Origin of the sequence: Streptomyces sp. NPDC050439 (genome assembly GCF_040655335.1) — a bacterium.
GTDB lineage: Bacteria > Actinomycetota > Actinomycetes > Streptomycetales > Streptomycetaceae > Streptomyces.
Map to the genome: position 1 here is coordinate 883,411 of NZ_JBFAJT010000003.1, position 14,434 is coordinate 897,844.

The window sequence follows — 14,434 nt, forward strand, 5'->3', positions numbered from 1 at the left end:
CCTCACTAACGTCCCCCGCAGGTCACTCATCTGCAGCAAAATCCCACGTCAACGCACCCCGGGGCGGGATTTACTTGCAGTTGCCCTGCCCCCCTCCCGCACCTCCACGCCCAACCCGCGCTCATCCATCACCACGAGGACCCGCTCCCCGCCCCTCGTGACCCGTGCCCGCGCCTGCACCCCCTCCGGGAGGTCCGGCAGGACCGGCGCCACCCCGCACTCCGCGCGCACCCGGTCGAGGAGCTCCCGCATCTCCTTCGGGGCGGGGCGCGTGCTCAGGTACCAGGCCACGCCCTCGCCGTAGGGGTGGCGGGTCACCGTCGGGGCGCCCGTGGAGGAAGTACTCACGGCTTCCGCGCCCTCCAGGTGGATCTCCTCCGACCACGTGCCGTCCGGGGCCGGGTCGAACTCCTCCACCCGGAGGCCGAGCAGCTCGCGGAACGGGGCCGGGTAGCCGCCGAGGTGGACGCGGTCGTGTTCGTCCACGATTCCGGAGAAGTAGGACATGAGCAGGGTGCCGCCGCCGTGGACGTACGCGCGGATTCGTTCCGCGGTCTCCTTCGTTACCGAGTAAAGATTGGGGATCAGGAGCAAGCGATACTCGGTCAAGTCCCCGTCCACCGGGACCACGTCGCACGCCACGGACGCGTCGTACAGCGGCTTGTGGTGGGCCAGGGCCGCGTCCAGGAACGTGACGTCCGCGCTCGGGTGCGCGTCCAGTTCCAGGGCCCACCAGCTCGGCCAGTCCATGAGCAGCGCCGCGTCCGCACGGTCGGGGCGGGAGCACAGGAGCTCGGGATACGAGGCGAACTCCGCGCCCAGCTCCCGCACCTCCCGGAAGATCCGCGTCTCCCGGCCCCCGTGCGGGACCATCGCCGAGTGGAACTTCTCCGCTCCCCCGCGCGACTGCCGCCACTGGAAGAACAGCACCGCGTCCGCCCCGTGCGCCACCGCCTGCCAGCTGTCCAGGCGCATCCGGCCCGGCGGCTTCCTGCCGTTGCGTTCGCGCCAGTTCACCGCGCCCGGCGCCTGTTCCAGGAGCAGCCACGGCTGCCCGCCCTTCAGGCCGCGCATGACGTCGTACGAGAAGGCCGTGCGGTGGAGTGCGTCCGGATCGAGCGGGTCCGGGTACGAGTCGTACGACACCACGTCCAGGTGCGGGGCCCAGCTGAAGAGGTCCAGTGTCTTCGCCACCGGGACGAAGTTCGTCGTGACGGGGATGTGCGGGGTGATGCGGGTCAGGACCTCCTTCTCCGCCAGGTAGCACGCGAGGAGCTCGTCCGAGGAGAAGCGCCAGTAGTCGAGCTGCTGGGCCGGATTGCGGAAGGACGGGGCCTTGCGCGGGGTGTGGATCTCCTCGAAGGTGCCGTAGCGCTGCGACCAGAAGTCCGTCGACCAGGCGTCGTTGAGCGCCGTCACCGTCCCGTACCGCTCCCGCAGCCACCTGCGGAACGCCGCCGTCGACACCTCGCAGTGGCAGTGGCGTGAGATGTGGCAGCCGTATTCGTTGCCGATGTGCCAGAGCGCGAGCGCGGGGTGCGCGCCGTAGCGCGTGGCCAGGCGTTCGGTGAGGCGTACGGCGTGGGTGCGGTACACCGGGCTCGACGGGCACCAGTGCTGGCGGGAGCCGGGGTGCAGCCGGACCCCCTCATCCGTCACGGGGAGCATCGAAGGGTGCAGGCGCGTGAGCCACGGGGGCGGGGACGCCGTCATCGTCGCCAGGCTGACCGCGACGCCCGCCTCCGCGAGGCGGTCCATGTGGCCGTCCAGCCACGCGAAGTCGTACGTGCCCGGGGCCGGCTCCGTCTTCGCCCAGGAGAAGATCCCGAGCGTGATGAGGTTGACCCCCGCCTCGCGCATCAACTCGGCGTCCTCGGCGTGGACCTCGGGACCCCACTGCTCGGGGTTGTAGTCGCCCCCGTACCCGATCGACGACAACTGAGAACGAAATCGCTCGGCGAGGCGCTCCCGGCCCATGTCATCCGACCTTTCGTAGCTCACCGTCGTCGAAGACCGCGACCATCACCAGATTGCCGCCGAGCGCTTCGACATACCGCGCCATCACGTCCGTACCTGAGACTTGCCCACTCTCGATCTGGGACACCCTCCCTTTGCTCACCCCCATACGCTCGGCCACCTGCGTCTGGGTGTACCCCCGCTCCTGGCGCATCTCGACGAGGCGCCAGGCCCGAACCTCGGCAAGCATGCGCCGGGCCCCCTCCGTGAACTCGTCCCGGCCACCGGCCAGTTCCTCCGCGCGCTCCCGGTGTCCACTCGCCGACCACCTGATGTGTCCGCTCATTTCCCCAGCTCCTTCTCACGGTCGGCGACGTACTCCGCGTACCGCCGCTCGGCCAGCACGTTCGCAAACATGAACAGGACGCGCACCTCACTCCGCCCCGCCGAACCGGGCCGTAAATGTTTAGCAACCACTAAACACGCGCCGCATGGCCTGACGCGCCGTGATCCCCGAACCCTCACCCGCACGAGTGCACTGTCCAGCGCACTGTCCAGGGCCTTGACCGCCCTCCCGGCCCCTTTTATGGTCGCCACGCCACCACGACGTAGGACGTGGGATCTCTCAAGGGAGCAAGGGGAGACACAGTGAGCGACCAGAAGATCAGCACAGGCTCCGGCGGGGCGACCGGATCCACCGGACACACCGGACCCGCACCGGACCGTCGGTCCTTCCTCAAGTACACCGGTGTGCTGGGCGCGGCCGCCGCCATCACCACCACGCTCTCCGCCTGCTCGGGAGGACCCGAGTCCACGAACGAGGCCGGGGACGGCGGCGGCAAGGGCGGCGACTCGACCCTCACCGCCGTCATCGGCTACGGCAACGACGGCAGTTGGGACCCGACGCAGACCGCGTCCGCCTTCGCGATGGCCGGCAACGAGCACATCTACGAAGGTCTGCTGAACACCGATCCCATCACCCGCGAGCCGTATGCCGCGCTCGCCACGGAGATCCCCACCGACGCCAAGGCGACCACCTGGAAGTTCACGCTGCGGCCCGGCGCCAAGTGGCACGACGGGAAGCCCGTGACCGCCGACGACGTGGTGTTCGTCTTCGACCGGATTCTCGATCCGAAGACGCAGACGCTGGCCAAGGGCTTCTTCGAGAGCTGGCTGAAGGAGGTCAAGAAGATCGACGCGACCTCGGTCGAGCTGATCCTGAAGTTCCCGTTCCCGGAGGGCTTGGCCCGGCTCTCCCTCGCCAAGATCATGCCGAAGCACGTCTTCTCCGAGCCCGGCGCCTGGGACGAGGCGACCAAGGGCAAGGCGGTGGGCTCGGGCCCGTACAAGCAGGCGTCGCACGCCCCGAAATCCAACACCACCTTCGAGGCCTTCGACGACTACAACGGCCCCCGCAAGGCCGCCTTCAAGAAGATGAACTGGCTGACCATCGTGGACGCGGCACCCCGCGTCGCGAAGATCTCCGGTGGCAGCGCGGACTCGGAGATCTCGGACAACATCCCGTACGCCAACATCGAGCAGCTCAAGAAGGGCGGGCTCACCGTCGAGGGCGGGGCAGGGATGAACAACCTGTTCTTGATGTTCAACACCGCGCACAAGCCCTTCGACGACGTACGCGTGCGCCAGGCCCTGCACCACGCCATCGACACCGAGAAGATGATCCAGGTCGCCCTGAAGGGGCACGGGAAGGCCTCCACCTCGTTTCTCAACGAGTCCAACCCCGCCTACCGGCCGGCCAAGACGGTCTACGAATACGACCCCGCGAAGGCGAAGAAGCTCCTGAAGGAGGCCGGGGTCAAGGATCTGTCGATCAACCTCATCGCGGTGAACGTGAGTTGGATCGTCGACTGCCTGCCGACCATCAAGGCCTCGTGGGACGCGATCGGCGTCAAGACGACCCTTGACCCGCAGGAGACCACGGCCGTCTTCACCAAGATGGATCAGAAGAAGGACTACCAAGTCGTCGCGGCCGCGTCGAATCCCAACCAGTTCGGCATCGACCCCGACCTGATCATGCACTACAACTACGGGCCCGAGAACCTGTGGATGGGCTACGCCCGCTGGGCGGACAACTCCGTGGCCAAGAAGCTCTTCAAGGACATGGACCAGGCGACGCGCGAGCCGGACGCGGCCAAGAAGAAGGCCATGATCCAGGACTACATCGACACCGTCGCCGAGCAGGCGGTGATCTATCCGGTCGTCCACAACGAGCTGATGACCGCCTGGGACCCGAAGAAGCTCACCGGCGTCAAGGCCCAGCCCTACCCGGGCATCAACCTGCTCCAGGCGAAGTGGGCGACGTGATCGCGGTCCTCCGGATCCTGGTCCGCCGCTTGGTCCTGCTCGTCCCGCTGCTGCTCGGCATCGTCCTGTTCGTCTTCCTCGTGATGCGGTTCTCGGACGTCGACCCGGCGTCGGCGTTCTTCCAGGGCGCCAATCCGACCGAGGAGCAGCTGCATGACTTCCGCGAGGAGAACGGGCTGCTCGATCCGCTGCCGGTGCGCTATGCCGCGTTCGTCGGCGATCTGGTCCAGGGCGACATGGGCATCAGCGTGCTCACGCGCTCGCCGGTGATGGAGCAGGTCACCACCGCGCTGCCGCTCACCCTCCAGCTGACCTTCCTGGGGCTCGGCATCGCGGTGGTCGTCTCGCTGCTGCTCGGCGTGACCGCCGCGATCTACCGCGACCGGCTGCCGGACCAGCTGATCCGCGTCATCTCGCTGACCGGTGTGGCGGCGCCCGGCTTCTGGCTGGCGCTGCTCATGATCCAGTACCTGGCGGTGGAGGCGGGCTGGTTCCCGACCGGCGGGTACGTCAACCCCGGTGACTCCTTCACCGGCTGGCTGAAGACGATGACGCTCCCCGCCCTCGCGCTCTCCCTGCCGGTGGCCGCCGGGCTCACCCGCATCATCCGCACGGCGGTGGTCGAGGAACTCGACAAGGACTACGTGCGGACGGCGATCGGCAGCGGCCTGCCACCGGTCGTGGTGGTCGGCCGCAACGTCCTGCGCAACGCCCTCATCAACCCGCTGACCGTGCTCGGCCTGCGCGTGGGCTATCTGCTCGGCGGCGCCGTCGTCATCGAGACGATCTTCTCGCTGCCCGGCATGGGCAAGCTGATGATCGACGCGGTGAAGAACGGCGACCCGGCCGTCGTGCAAGGAGTCGTCATCACGACGGCCGTCGGATTCGTGGTCGTCAACCTGGTCCTCGACATCCTCTATCTGCTGGTCAATCCGCGTCTGAGGGGGACCGCCTGATGATCACGTCACGCAAGGCCTTGGCCGAGCGCCTCTCGCGGCCCGGCATCCGGCTGCGATCCCTGCGCCGCCTGCCCGTGCTCTCGCGCATCGCGGTGGGCGTGATCGGCGTGGTCGTCCTCGTGGCGCTCTTCGCGCCGCTGATCGCCCCGCACGACCCGCTCGACCAGCAGCCGCAGGCCGACGGCACGGGCCACCCGACCGCCGACCACTGGATGGGGCAGGACAGCCTCGGCCGGGACATCCTCAGCAGGCTGATGTACGGGGCGCGCTGGTCACTCGCGATCGGGCTCGGGGCGACGCTGCTCGCCCTGATCGTCGGGGCCGCGCTCGGGGCGATCGCTGCGACCTCGCGCAAGGCGGTCGACGAGACGCTGATGCGGTGCCTGGACATCGTCATGGCGTTCCCCGGGATCGCCCTCGCCGCCGTCCTCGTGGCGGTCTTCGGCGGCGGCATCCTCGTGCTGATCTGCGCCATCGCGTTCCTGTTCACCCCACCGATCGCGCGGGTCGTGCGGGCGAACGTGATGGATCAGTACGGCGAGGACTACGTCGTCGCCGAGCGCATCGTCGGGGCCCGCACCCCGCACATCCTCATCAAGCACGTGGCCATCAACTGCGCGGCGCCGATCCTGGTGTTCTGCACGGTGCAGGTCGCCGAGGCGATCGTCTTCGAGGCCTCGCTGTCGTTCATCGGCGCGGGCGTGCGGCCGCCGGACCCGTCCTGGGGCAGCGTCATCGCCGACGGCAAGAACATGGTGCTGCTCGGCGGCTGGTGGGCGACGGTCTTCCCCGGCCTGCTCATGCTGATCACGGTCCTCGCCCTGAACATCCTCTCCGAGGGCGTGTCCGACGCGTGGGCGGCGCCCGCGACCCGCGACGTACCGGGAGAGGCCCGCAAGGAGGACCGTCTCGAAGCGCCCGAGCCGGGCAGCGGCGAGGTCCTCGAACTGCCGGGCCTGACGGAGGCGGCCGAGCGCCTGCGCTCACGCGCGCGCCCGCTGCCGGAGGGCACTCCGGTGCTCACGGTCTCCGACCTCACCATCGGCTTCGACGCCCGTCACGGCGGCGTGGACATCGTCGACGGCATCAGCTTCCACGTCCGGCCCGGTGAAGTCCTGGGCCTGGTGGGCGAGTCGGGCTGCGGCAAGTCGCTCACCGCGCTGACCGTGATGGGCCTGGAACCCAAGGGTGCCCGTACCGGCGGCCGGGTCACCTTCGACGGCGAGCAACTGCTCGGCATGCCGATGCGCGTCCGCAGACGGCTCCTCGGCCACGACATGGCGATGATCTACCAGGACGCCCTGTCCTCCCTCAACCCCGCGATGACGGTCCGCTCCCAGCTCAAGCAGGTCGTACGAAGAGAAGGGCGCCGCACGGCCGTCGAACTCCTCGAACTGGTCGGCCTCGACCCGGAACGCACCCTGCGCAGCTACCCGCACGAACTCTCCGGCGGCCAGCGCCAGCGCGTCCTGATCGCGATGGCCCTCTCCCGCGACCCGAAACTGATCGTCGCCGACGAGCCGACGACGGCCCTGGACGTCACGGTCCAGGCCCAGGTCATCCAACTCCTCCTCCGTCTGCGCGAGGAGCTGGGCTTCGCGCTGATCCTCGTCTCGCACGACCTGGCCCTGGTCGCGGACGTCACCGACCGGGTGGTGGTGATGTACGGCGGCCAGATCGTCGAGACGGGCGTGACGGCGGACCTCGTCGAGGCGCCGTCGCACCACTACACGCGCGGCCTGCTCGGCTCGGTCCTCTCGCTCGAATCGGCGGCGCAGCGCCTGACCCAGATCAAGGGCGTCGTCCCCTCGCCGGCCGACTTCCCCGCGGGCTGCCGGTTCGCGGACCGGTGCCCCCTGGCGAGCGAGGTGTGCCGTACGACGGCGCCCGAACTCGTGGGCGGGGCACATCATTCCATCGCCTGCCACCACCCGGCGCAGCAGCCGCCGCGGGTGCCGCGGCCCAGGGGAAACGAGGCCCTCAAATGACGACGAACAATACGGCGGCCGAGAACCTCATCTCCCTCTCCGACGCGCACGTCGTGCACCGCGCACGCTCGGGCGGCCTCTTCTCGCGCGAGCGGGTGTACGCCCTGACCGGCGCCGATCTGACCATCGCGCCCGGTGAGACGGTGGGTGTCGTGGGCGAGTCGGGGTGCGGCAAGTCGACGCTCGCGAAGGTGCTCGTGGGGGTGCAGCAGCCCACGGCGGGGACGGTGTCCTTCCGGGGACGCGACCTGTGGACGATGAAACCGGCCGAGCGCCGGACGGCGATCGGCCGCAACACCGGCATGATCTTCCAGGACCCGTCGACGGCCCTGAACCGCAGACTGACCGTACGCCAGATACTCCGCGACCCCCTGGACGTGCACAGGATGGGGACGTCGACCCAACGTGACGCGCGTGTCCGTGAGTTGATGTCCCTGGTCGGCCTCCCCAAGGTCCTGGCCGACGGTCTGCCCGGCCAGCTGTCGGGCGGCCAGCGCCAACGCGTGGCCATCGCGCGCGCCCTGGCCCTCGAACCGGAGCTCGTGGTGGCGGACGAGCCGACGAGCGCGCTCGACGTCTCCGTGCGCGCCCAGATCCTCAACCTCCTCCTGGACCTGAAGGAGCGGCTCGGCCTCGCCCTGGTCTTCGTGTCGCACGACATCCAGACGGTGCGGCGGATGAGCGACCGGGTCATCACCATGTACCTGGGCAGGATCGTGGAGGAGTCACCGGCCGAGGAGATCCTGGACCGAGCGCGCCACCCGTACACCCGGGCCCTCTTCTCCGCGACGCCCGGCCTCCTGGACCCCATCGACCCGATCCCGCTCGTCGGCCCGGTGCCGTCGGCCACGCGACCGCCGAGCGGCTGCCCGTTCCGTACGCGGTGCTGGAAGGCGGACGACGTCTGCGCGGCCACGATGCCGGACCTTGAGTCGACGTCGGGGTCCGGGTCCGGCCGGTCCGGGCGGTCCGGGCACCGCTACCGCTGCCACCACCCCGTGCCGGACGGCCAGTCCACGCACGAGCTAGTGATCCAGTCCGCCGCCACGGACGCGAGCCCCAGGGAGACCCCATGACACTGCCCACCCCGCTCACCGGTGTCGTTCCGCCCGTCTGCACGCCCCTGACACCGGACCGCGAGGTGGACACGGCGTCACTCGTCAGGCTGGTCGACCATCTGGTCGCGGGCGGGGTCGACGGCCTGTTCGTCCTCGGTTCGTCGTCGGAGGCGGCGTACCTGACGGACGCCCAGCGGAGGCTGGTCATCGAGACGGTGGCGGGCCATGCGGGGGGCCAACTGCCGATCCTGGCCGGGGCGATCGACATGGCGACGCCAAGGGTCCTGGACCACGTCCGCTCCGTGACGGACGCGGGGGCGGACGGCGTGGTGGTGACGGCCCCCTTCTACACGCGCACGCACCCGGCGGAGGTGGCCCGCCACTTCCGCCTCGTCGCGGCGCGTTCCCCGGTCCCGGTCTTCGCGTACGACCTCCCGGCCTCGGTCCACTCCAAACTGCCCGCCGAGCTGATCCTGGAACTGGCGGCGGACGGCGTCCTGGCAGGCCTGAAGGACTCCAGCGGGGACGAGGGAAACTTCCGGGAGGTGGTGCTCGGGGCGCGGGGCCGGACGGACGTCACGGGCTTCAGCGTCCTTACGGGTTCGGAGACGACGGTGGACTCGGCGCTGGCGATGGGGGCGGACGGGGTGGTGCCGGGGTTGGGGAATGTGGACCCGGAGGGTTATGCGCGGCTGTATCGCTACTGCCGGGAGGGGGACTGGGTGCGGGCTCGGGCCGAACAGGAGCGGTTGTGCGGGCTGTTCGGGATGGTGCGGGTGGGGGATGCGGGGAGGATGGGTGCGAGCTCTTCCGCGCTGGGGGCGTTCAAGGCGGCGCTGCACCTACGGGGCGTGATTGCCTGCCCCGCTACTGCGGAGCCGCAGGTCCCCCTGGCCCCAGGGGAGGTTGAGCGGGTGGGGAAGTTCTTGGCTGGGGCCGGGCTGTTGTAACGGTCTTTCAGTCCCCAACCCCACCCCTTCCCGAAAACTCGCTCTGGCGCGAGGGCCTTGGCGTGCCTTCATCACCGGCTTCGCCGAGTTCGTCCTCAAACGCCGGACGGGCTGAACCACTCAGCCCGGCCGGCGTTTGAGGCCATCTTTTCGGGGGTCCAGGGGGCGGAGCCCCCTGGTTTCGGGAAGGGGTGGGATTGGGGAAAGCCCCGCAGGGACCGCCCCTACCTGGCGCCCTCCACCCCCGGCCGCACCAACCCCGACTCATAAGCCACGATCACCAGCTGCGCCCGATCCCTCGCCTCCAACTTCCCCATGATCCGGCTGACATGAGTCTTCGCCGTCAAGGGGCTCAACCCCAGCGACTCCCCGATCTCCGCGTTGTTCAGGCCCCGCGCGACCAGCGCGAGAACCTGACACTCCCGCTCGCTCAACTGACCGGAAAGCGCATCCGGCAGCGCAACCTCCGCCGGCCCCCGCAACACCCGCGCAACAAGCCGAGAAGTCGGGCCCGGCGACAGCAGGGACTCCCCCGCCGCCACCACCCGAATCGCCTCCAGCAACTCCGCCGGCTTCGTGTCCTTCACCAGAAACCCCGAGGCCCCCACCCGCAACGCCTCCACGACATGCTCGTCCGTGTCGTACGTGGTCAGCATCAGCACCTTCACCCCGGCCAGATCCTCGTCCCGCGCGAGCAGCCGCGTCGCCTCGATCCCGTCCAGGTCCGGCATGCGGATGTCCATGACGATGAGGTCGGCCCGCTCCGAGCGGGCCAGGTCGACCGCGGCCCGCCCCGTCCCCGCCTGCCCCACCACCTCCATGTCCGGAGCGGACTCGACGAGCATCGCGAAGGCCGCACGTACCAGGGTCTGATCGTCGGCAAGCAGCACACGGATCGTCATCGAAGCCCTCCCACAGGCACCAGGGGCAGTACGGCCGACACCATGAAACCGCCCTCGGACCGGGGCCCCGCCTCCAGGGTGCCGCCCACGCTCCGGGCCCGCTCCCGCATCCCCACGAGGCCGAACCCGGGGGTGTGCGAGGGGTCATCGGCGGCCCGCCCGTCGTCCGTGACCGTCACCCGCAGGGCCGCGTCCACCACCCGTATCCCCACCCGGATGGTGAGCCCCGGCCCGCCGTGCCGCACCGCGTTCGTGAGCGCCTCCTGCACGATGCGGTAGGCCGCCGCGCCCACGGCGGGCGGCGCGTCGGCCTCCCGTACGGCGAGGTCGACCTCGGCGCCGGACGTACGCGCCGCCTCCGCGAGATCGGCGAGGCCGTCGAGGCCGGGCAGCGGGCCCCGTGACTCCTCCGCGGTGCCCGTCTCCCTCAACACCTCAAGCGTGGCGCGGAGTTCGCCTCGCGCCGAGCGGCACGTGTCGGCGATGTCGTCCAGGGCCTTGGCCACCGCCGCCCGGTCGAGGCGCTCCGGATCGGCGGCGAGGACATGTGCCGCGACGGAGGTCTGCACGCCGACCAGGGTGATGCTGTGCGCGAGCAGATCGTGCAGATCGCGGGCGACCCGCAGCCGTTCCTCGGCGACCCGCCGCCGCGCCTCCTCCTCCCGCGTGCGCTCGGCCCGCTCGGCACGTTCCAGTACGGAGGTGACGTACTGGCGGTGGATGCGCACGTACACGCCGAGCAGCAGCACCGCGACGATCCACCCGGCGATCCTCAGCACCTCGGCCACCTGATGCGGGGCCACGCTCGCGTTGACCGTCATCGTGACGCCGACGACGAGGGACCCGGTGATCAGGGCGCGGCGCGGACGGCCGGACACGGCGACGGTGTAGAGGGCGACCATGCCGACCGGGACCGCGGCCACATGGGTGTAGTCGACGGCGTGGTAGGGCGCGACGCAGGCCATGACGGCAAGCAGCACGGGCACGGGACGGCTTCGCCGCCACACCAGGGGCAGGTGGGCGCCAAGGAGGAGCGCCCAGCCCAGCGCGTCCGGCCGCCGCCCGTCCACGACGAGGACCGCGAGCAAGGTGGACAGCACCGCGAGACCCGCCGCGAACACCGCGTCGTCCCGCAGTGCGCGCGAAGTGCCGGGCACGGCCCCGGTGAAGGGCAGCACACCACGCGGCCCCGACGGACCCGGGCGGACCTGAACCTGCGGCTCTCTCCCCACCGCTGCATCCTCCCGTACGAGGACGCCCCTCCGGCAGGGAAGGGGCGTCCTGAAGCGGTCAACTGTCAGGGCGCGGGCACCCGTTCGGGCCGCGTCTCCGGGACCGGGCCGGTGGCGGGCGCGGGCCGCGACAGCTTGCCCGGCCACCACACCTTGCGCCCCAGCGCCACGCTCGCGCTCGTCACCAGGTACGTCCGCACCAGGAACGTGTCGAGCAGCACGCCGACCGCGATCACGAAGCCGAGCTCGACCAGTTGCACCAGCGGCATGCTGGTGAGTACCGCGAACGTGGCCGCGAGCACCAGTCCCGCCGACGCGATGACGCCGCCCGTCGTGCGCAGCGCGGTGAGCGCGGCCTCGCCCGGCTCCGCCCCGGCGAGGGACTCCTCGCGCATGCGGTGCATCAGGAAGATGCCGTAGTCGACGCCCAGGGCGACGAGGAAGACGAAGGACAGAAGGCCGAGCCCCGGGTCGGTGCCCTCGAAGCCCAGGAGCGGCTCGAAGACGAGGCCCGCGATGCCCAGCGAGGCCCCCCACACCGCGACCACGGCCGCGAGGAGCAGCAACGGCGCGACGAGTGACCGGAGCAGCACGACCAGGATCAGCAGCACCGCCGCGAGGACCAGCGGCACGATGATCATCGTGTCACGGTCGTTCGTCTCCTTCAGGTCGAGCTGCTGGGCGCTGGCACCGCCCACGTACGAGCCGTCCAGGTCGGCCCGCAACGCCTTGATCGTCGCCGTCTCGCCCGCCGACTCGGGCGCGGCCTTCGCGATCACGGAGATCTCCGTCCAGCCCTTCCCCGTACGCCCCTTCTGCGCGTTCTCCACGCCCTTCGTGTCCTTGATGGCGGACAGGGCCGCGGCGGCACGGTCCTCGGGGGCCATCACGGTGAGGGGCCGGGTGCCCTGTTCGGGGTAGGCCTTGGCGAGGGTCTCCATGGCGGTGACGGAGTCGGGTGTCTTGGTGAAGGAGTCCTCCTGCTTCAGCGCACCCGGCAGGCTGAACGCCCCCAGGGCGAGCGCGCCGAGCAGCACGGCGCCGCCCAGGAGCACGGTGCGGGGCCTGCGCCCCGCGGAGCTTCCCATCATGGAGAAGAGACTGCGGCGCTTCTTGGGCTCGCTCCCGAAGGTGGGCACGAGCGGCCAGAACACGCGCCGTCCGAGGAGGACCAGGAGCGCGGGCAGCAGCGTCAGCATCGCGACGAGCGCGCACAGCACGCCGACCGTGCCGAGGGGGCCCATGCCCCGGCTGCTGTTGAGGTCGGCGGCGAGCAGGCAGAACAGGCCGAGCGCGACCGTCCCCGACGAGGCGAGCACGGCGGGACCGCATCCCTTCAGCGCGGCGGCCATCGCGTCGTAGGGGCGCTCGATCCTGCGCAGCTCCTCGCGGTAGCGGGCAACGATGAGCAGGGCGTAGTCGGTCCCCGCGCCGAAGACGAGGATCGTCATCACACCGCTGCTCTGGCCGGTGACGGACGTCCCGAAGCCCTCGTGCAGCCCGTACGCGATGCCCATCGCCAGGTAGTCGGCCATGCCCGCCACGGCGAGCGGCACGAGCCACAGGAAGGGGCTGCGGTAGATGATGATCAGGAGCAGCGCGACCACGCCGGCGGTGGTGTAGAGCAGCGGACCGCCGAGCGAGTTGTAGACCTTGCCCGCATCGGTGGTGAGGGCCCCCGGGCCACCCACGTCGACGCTCAACCCGCCCTTGCCCTCGGCGACTTCGCGTACGTCGTCGACGAGCGCGTCCCTGGCCTCCTCGTCCTGGCCGGGTTCGTTGCTCGCCACCGGATACATCAGCGTGGTGCCGTCCTTGGACGGTACGGCGCGCGGGGTGGCGGTCAGCTTGTGGTCCCGGCCGATCTCGGCGACCTGGGCGGCCGCGGTCTCGCGGTCGGCGGCGGTCAGACCTTTGGCACGGTGGTAGACGAGCACGAGTTCCGTGGCCTCGCCGCCGGGCAACTGGGCCTGGAGCTCCGCGACGTGGGTGGAGTCGGCGCTGGCGGGGAGGTAGTCGACGACACGGTCCTGCTGGGTGTCGGCCAGTTTCGAGGCGAAGGGCCCGGCGAGCGCGATGACGGCGATCCACAGCCCCAGGAGCCCCCAGGGCACGGCTCGTCGCCGTCGTGCGGTGGTCTGTTCGGCCCGCATGACGGGCCTCCTTCCGGCAGGTCGGCAAGTTCGGTGCCAACCCTTCCGGAGGGGCCCGCGCGTTCCGTCGGGCGCGAGGGCGAGTTGGGGAGTACGGCGCTGGGAGACATCCGCGTCGCAGTACTCCCTGGGGAGTAGCGCCCCTACACCCCTGAGGTGACCTCAGGGGCCGCCCCTGAGGTCAGAAGTGCGTCGTCCGCGCCGCGACCATCAGCCGCGTCACCTCGTCCGCGCCGATGGTCAGCGCGCCGCCCGCCGTGGCGAGCACCTCGCGCTCGGCGGGGGTGTACGGGCCGTCGGCGAGGGCGATCCGCGCGCCCTGGAGCAGCAGCGCCTCGCGTCCGGCCGGGGCCAGGTGCGGGGCCAACGGGCCGAGCGCCTCGTGGAGTTCTATGGCCAGACCTGGCCCGCAGTCCGGGACGGTGGCCCGTCCGGTGTCCGCGGCGAGCGCGTCGACGAGCGCGACGAGCTGTTCCTCGCGGCAGTCGTCGAAGCCCGCCCCGCGCAGCGCGCCGACGGCCGCGTCGAGCGTGGTGCGCGAGGAGGTGCCGCCCGCGGCGAGGACGGCGAGGACGACGGTGTGCACGGCGTCGCGCACCATGGCCGAGAGACGTGTGGTGGTGGGATGGCCGAGAACGTCCGTGCCGAAGTGGTCGCCGCAGGCGGCGCACTCGACGATGGGGCCCGCGGCGCCGCGCGGCAGGACCGGCACACCGAGCAGGACGAAGCGGCGTCGGCCAGTTCGGCGCTGGTAGTTGCGGTCACCGCCGCAGCCGGGGCAGAAGAACTCGCCGTCCCCGACGGTGGTCCAGGCCGTGTGCACGCCGATCACGCGCCGGCGCAGGACCCGCCCGCGGGAAACGGGCGTGGCGAAGATGCGGGATTCCCGGCCGTTTCGTCCCCGATCTGGC

At 70.7% G+C, this 14,434-nt stretch carries 11 protein-coding genes; 5 read left to right on the plus strand and 6 right to left on the minus strand.

What is annotated here, in order from left to right:
• Positions 1-48: 48 nt before the first annotated feature.
• Complete coding sequence (locus AB0I66_RS17045) at positions 49-1,977, minus strand: beta-galactosidase (protein WP_363208610.1); 1,929 nt, start codon at positions 1,975-1,977, stop codon at positions 49-51.
• 1 nt (position 1,978) lies between these two features.
• Complete coding sequence (locus tag AB0I66_RS17050; RefSeq protein ID WP_363208611.1) at positions 1,979-2,302, minus strand: helix-turn-helix transcriptional regulator; 324 nt, start codon at positions 2,300-2,302, stop codon at positions 1,979-1,981.
• Positions 2,303-2,619: 317 nt separating this feature from the next.
• On the opposite strand from AB0I66_RS17050, the gene AB0I66_RS17055 reads away from it, so the two are divergent.
• Genes AB0I66_RS17055 through AB0I66_RS17075 form a run of 5 tightly spaced genes read left to right on the plus strand, consistent with a single transcriptional unit; the run spans position 2,620 to position 9,236 of the window.
• Positions 2,620-4,281, plus strand: a complete 1,662-nt coding sequence (locus tag AB0I66_RS17055; protein WP_363208719.1) for an ABC transporter substrate-binding protein — start codon at positions 2,620-2,622, stop codon at positions 4,279-4,281.
• Positions 4,278-5,237 (plus strand): ABC transporter permease, encoded by a 960-nt coding sequence (locus AB0I66_RS17060; RefSeq protein ID WP_363208612.1) that lies wholly within the window; start codon positions 4,278-4,280, stop codon positions 5,235-5,237. The genes AB0I66_RS17055 and AB0I66_RS17060 overlap by 4 nt, the downstream gene beginning before the upstream one ends.
• Positions 5,237-7,228 (plus strand): dipeptide/oligopeptide/nickel ABC transporter permease/ATP-binding protein, encoded by a 1,992-nt coding sequence (locus AB0I66_RS17065; protein WP_363208613.1) that lies wholly within the window; start codon positions 5,237-5,239, stop codon positions 7,226-7,228. Before AB0I66_RS17060 ends, AB0I66_RS17065 begins: the two co-directional genes overlap by 1 nt.
• Entirely contained in the window at positions 7,225-8,304 is a 1,080-nt protein-coding gene (locus AB0I66_RS17070) for an ABC transporter ATP-binding protein (protein ID WP_363208614.1), read from the plus strand. Before AB0I66_RS17065 ends, AB0I66_RS17070 begins: the two co-directional genes overlap by 4 nt.
• On the plus strand, positions 8,301-9,236 hold the full coding sequence (locus AB0I66_RS17075; protein ID WP_363208615.1) for a dihydrodipicolinate synthase family protein: 936 nt from the start codon (positions 8,301-8,303) through the stop codon (positions 9,234-9,236). The genes AB0I66_RS17070 and AB0I66_RS17075 overlap by 4 nt, the downstream gene beginning before the upstream one ends.
• A 224-nt stretch (positions 9,237-9,460) precedes the next feature.
• Here AB0I66_RS17075 and AB0I66_RS17080 read toward each other — a convergent pair whose 3' ends face one another.
• The 4 genes from AB0I66_RS17080 to AB0I66_RS17095 all read right to left on the minus strand — a co-directional run bounded on the left by AB0I66_RS17080 (position 9,461) and on the right by AB0I66_RS17095 (position 14,400).
• A complete protein-coding gene (locus AB0I66_RS17080; RefSeq protein ID WP_363208616.1) occupies positions 9,461-10,138 on the minus strand; it encodes a response regulator transcription factor in 678 nt (225 codons plus the stop codon).
• Complete coding sequence (locus AB0I66_RS17085) at positions 10,135-11,295, minus strand: histidine kinase (protein WP_363208617.1); 1,161 nt, start codon at positions 11,293-11,295, stop codon at positions 10,135-10,137. Before AB0I66_RS17085 ends, AB0I66_RS17080 begins: the two co-directional genes overlap by 4 nt.
• A 140-nt stretch (positions 11,296-11,435) precedes the next feature.
• Positions 11,436-13,523, minus strand: coding sequence for an MMPL family transporter (locus AB0I66_RS17090; RefSeq protein ID WP_363208618.1), 2,088 nt, complete (start codon positions 13,521-13,523; stop codon positions 11,436-11,438).
• Between the two features lie 181 nt (positions 13,524-13,704).
• Positions 13,705-14,400 (minus strand): TerB family tellurite resistance protein, encoded by a 696-nt coding sequence (locus AB0I66_RS17095; RefSeq protein WP_363208720.1) that lies wholly within the window; start codon positions 14,398-14,400, stop codon positions 13,705-13,707.
• Positions 14,401-14,434 lie beyond the last annotated feature (34 nt).

What these genes read in the sequence shown, in the direction of transcription:
- AB0I66_RS17070 (WP_363208614.1), top strand. Translation starts at nt 7,225, where the DNA reads ATGACGACGAACAATACGGCGGCCGAGAACCTCATCTCCCTCTCCGAC.
- AB0I66_RS17090 (WP_363208618.1), bottom strand. Translation starts at nt 13,523, where the DNA reads ATGCGGGCCGAACAGACCACCGCACGACGGCGACGAGCCGTGCCCTGG.
- AB0I66_RS17075 (WP_363208615.1), top strand. Translation starts at nt 8,301, where the DNA reads ATGACACTGCCCACCCCGCTCACCGGTGTCGTTCCGCCCGTCTGCACG.
- AB0I66_RS17045 (WP_363208610.1), bottom strand. Translation starts at nt 1,977, where the DNA reads ATGGGCCGGGAGCGCCTCGCCGAGCGATTTCGTTCTCAGTTGTCGTCG.
- AB0I66_RS17050 (WP_363208611.1), bottom strand. Translation starts at nt 2,302, where the DNA reads ATGAGCGGACACATCAGGTGGTCGGCGAGTGGACACCGGGAGCGCGCG.
- AB0I66_RS17065 (WP_363208613.1), top strand. Translation starts at nt 5,237, where the DNA reads ATGATCACGTCACGCAAGGCCTTGGCCGAGCGCCTCTCGCGGCCCGGC.
- AB0I66_RS17080 (WP_363208616.1), bottom strand. Translation starts at nt 10,138, where the DNA reads ATGACGATCCGTGTGCTGCTTGCCGACGATCAGACCCTGGTACGTGCG.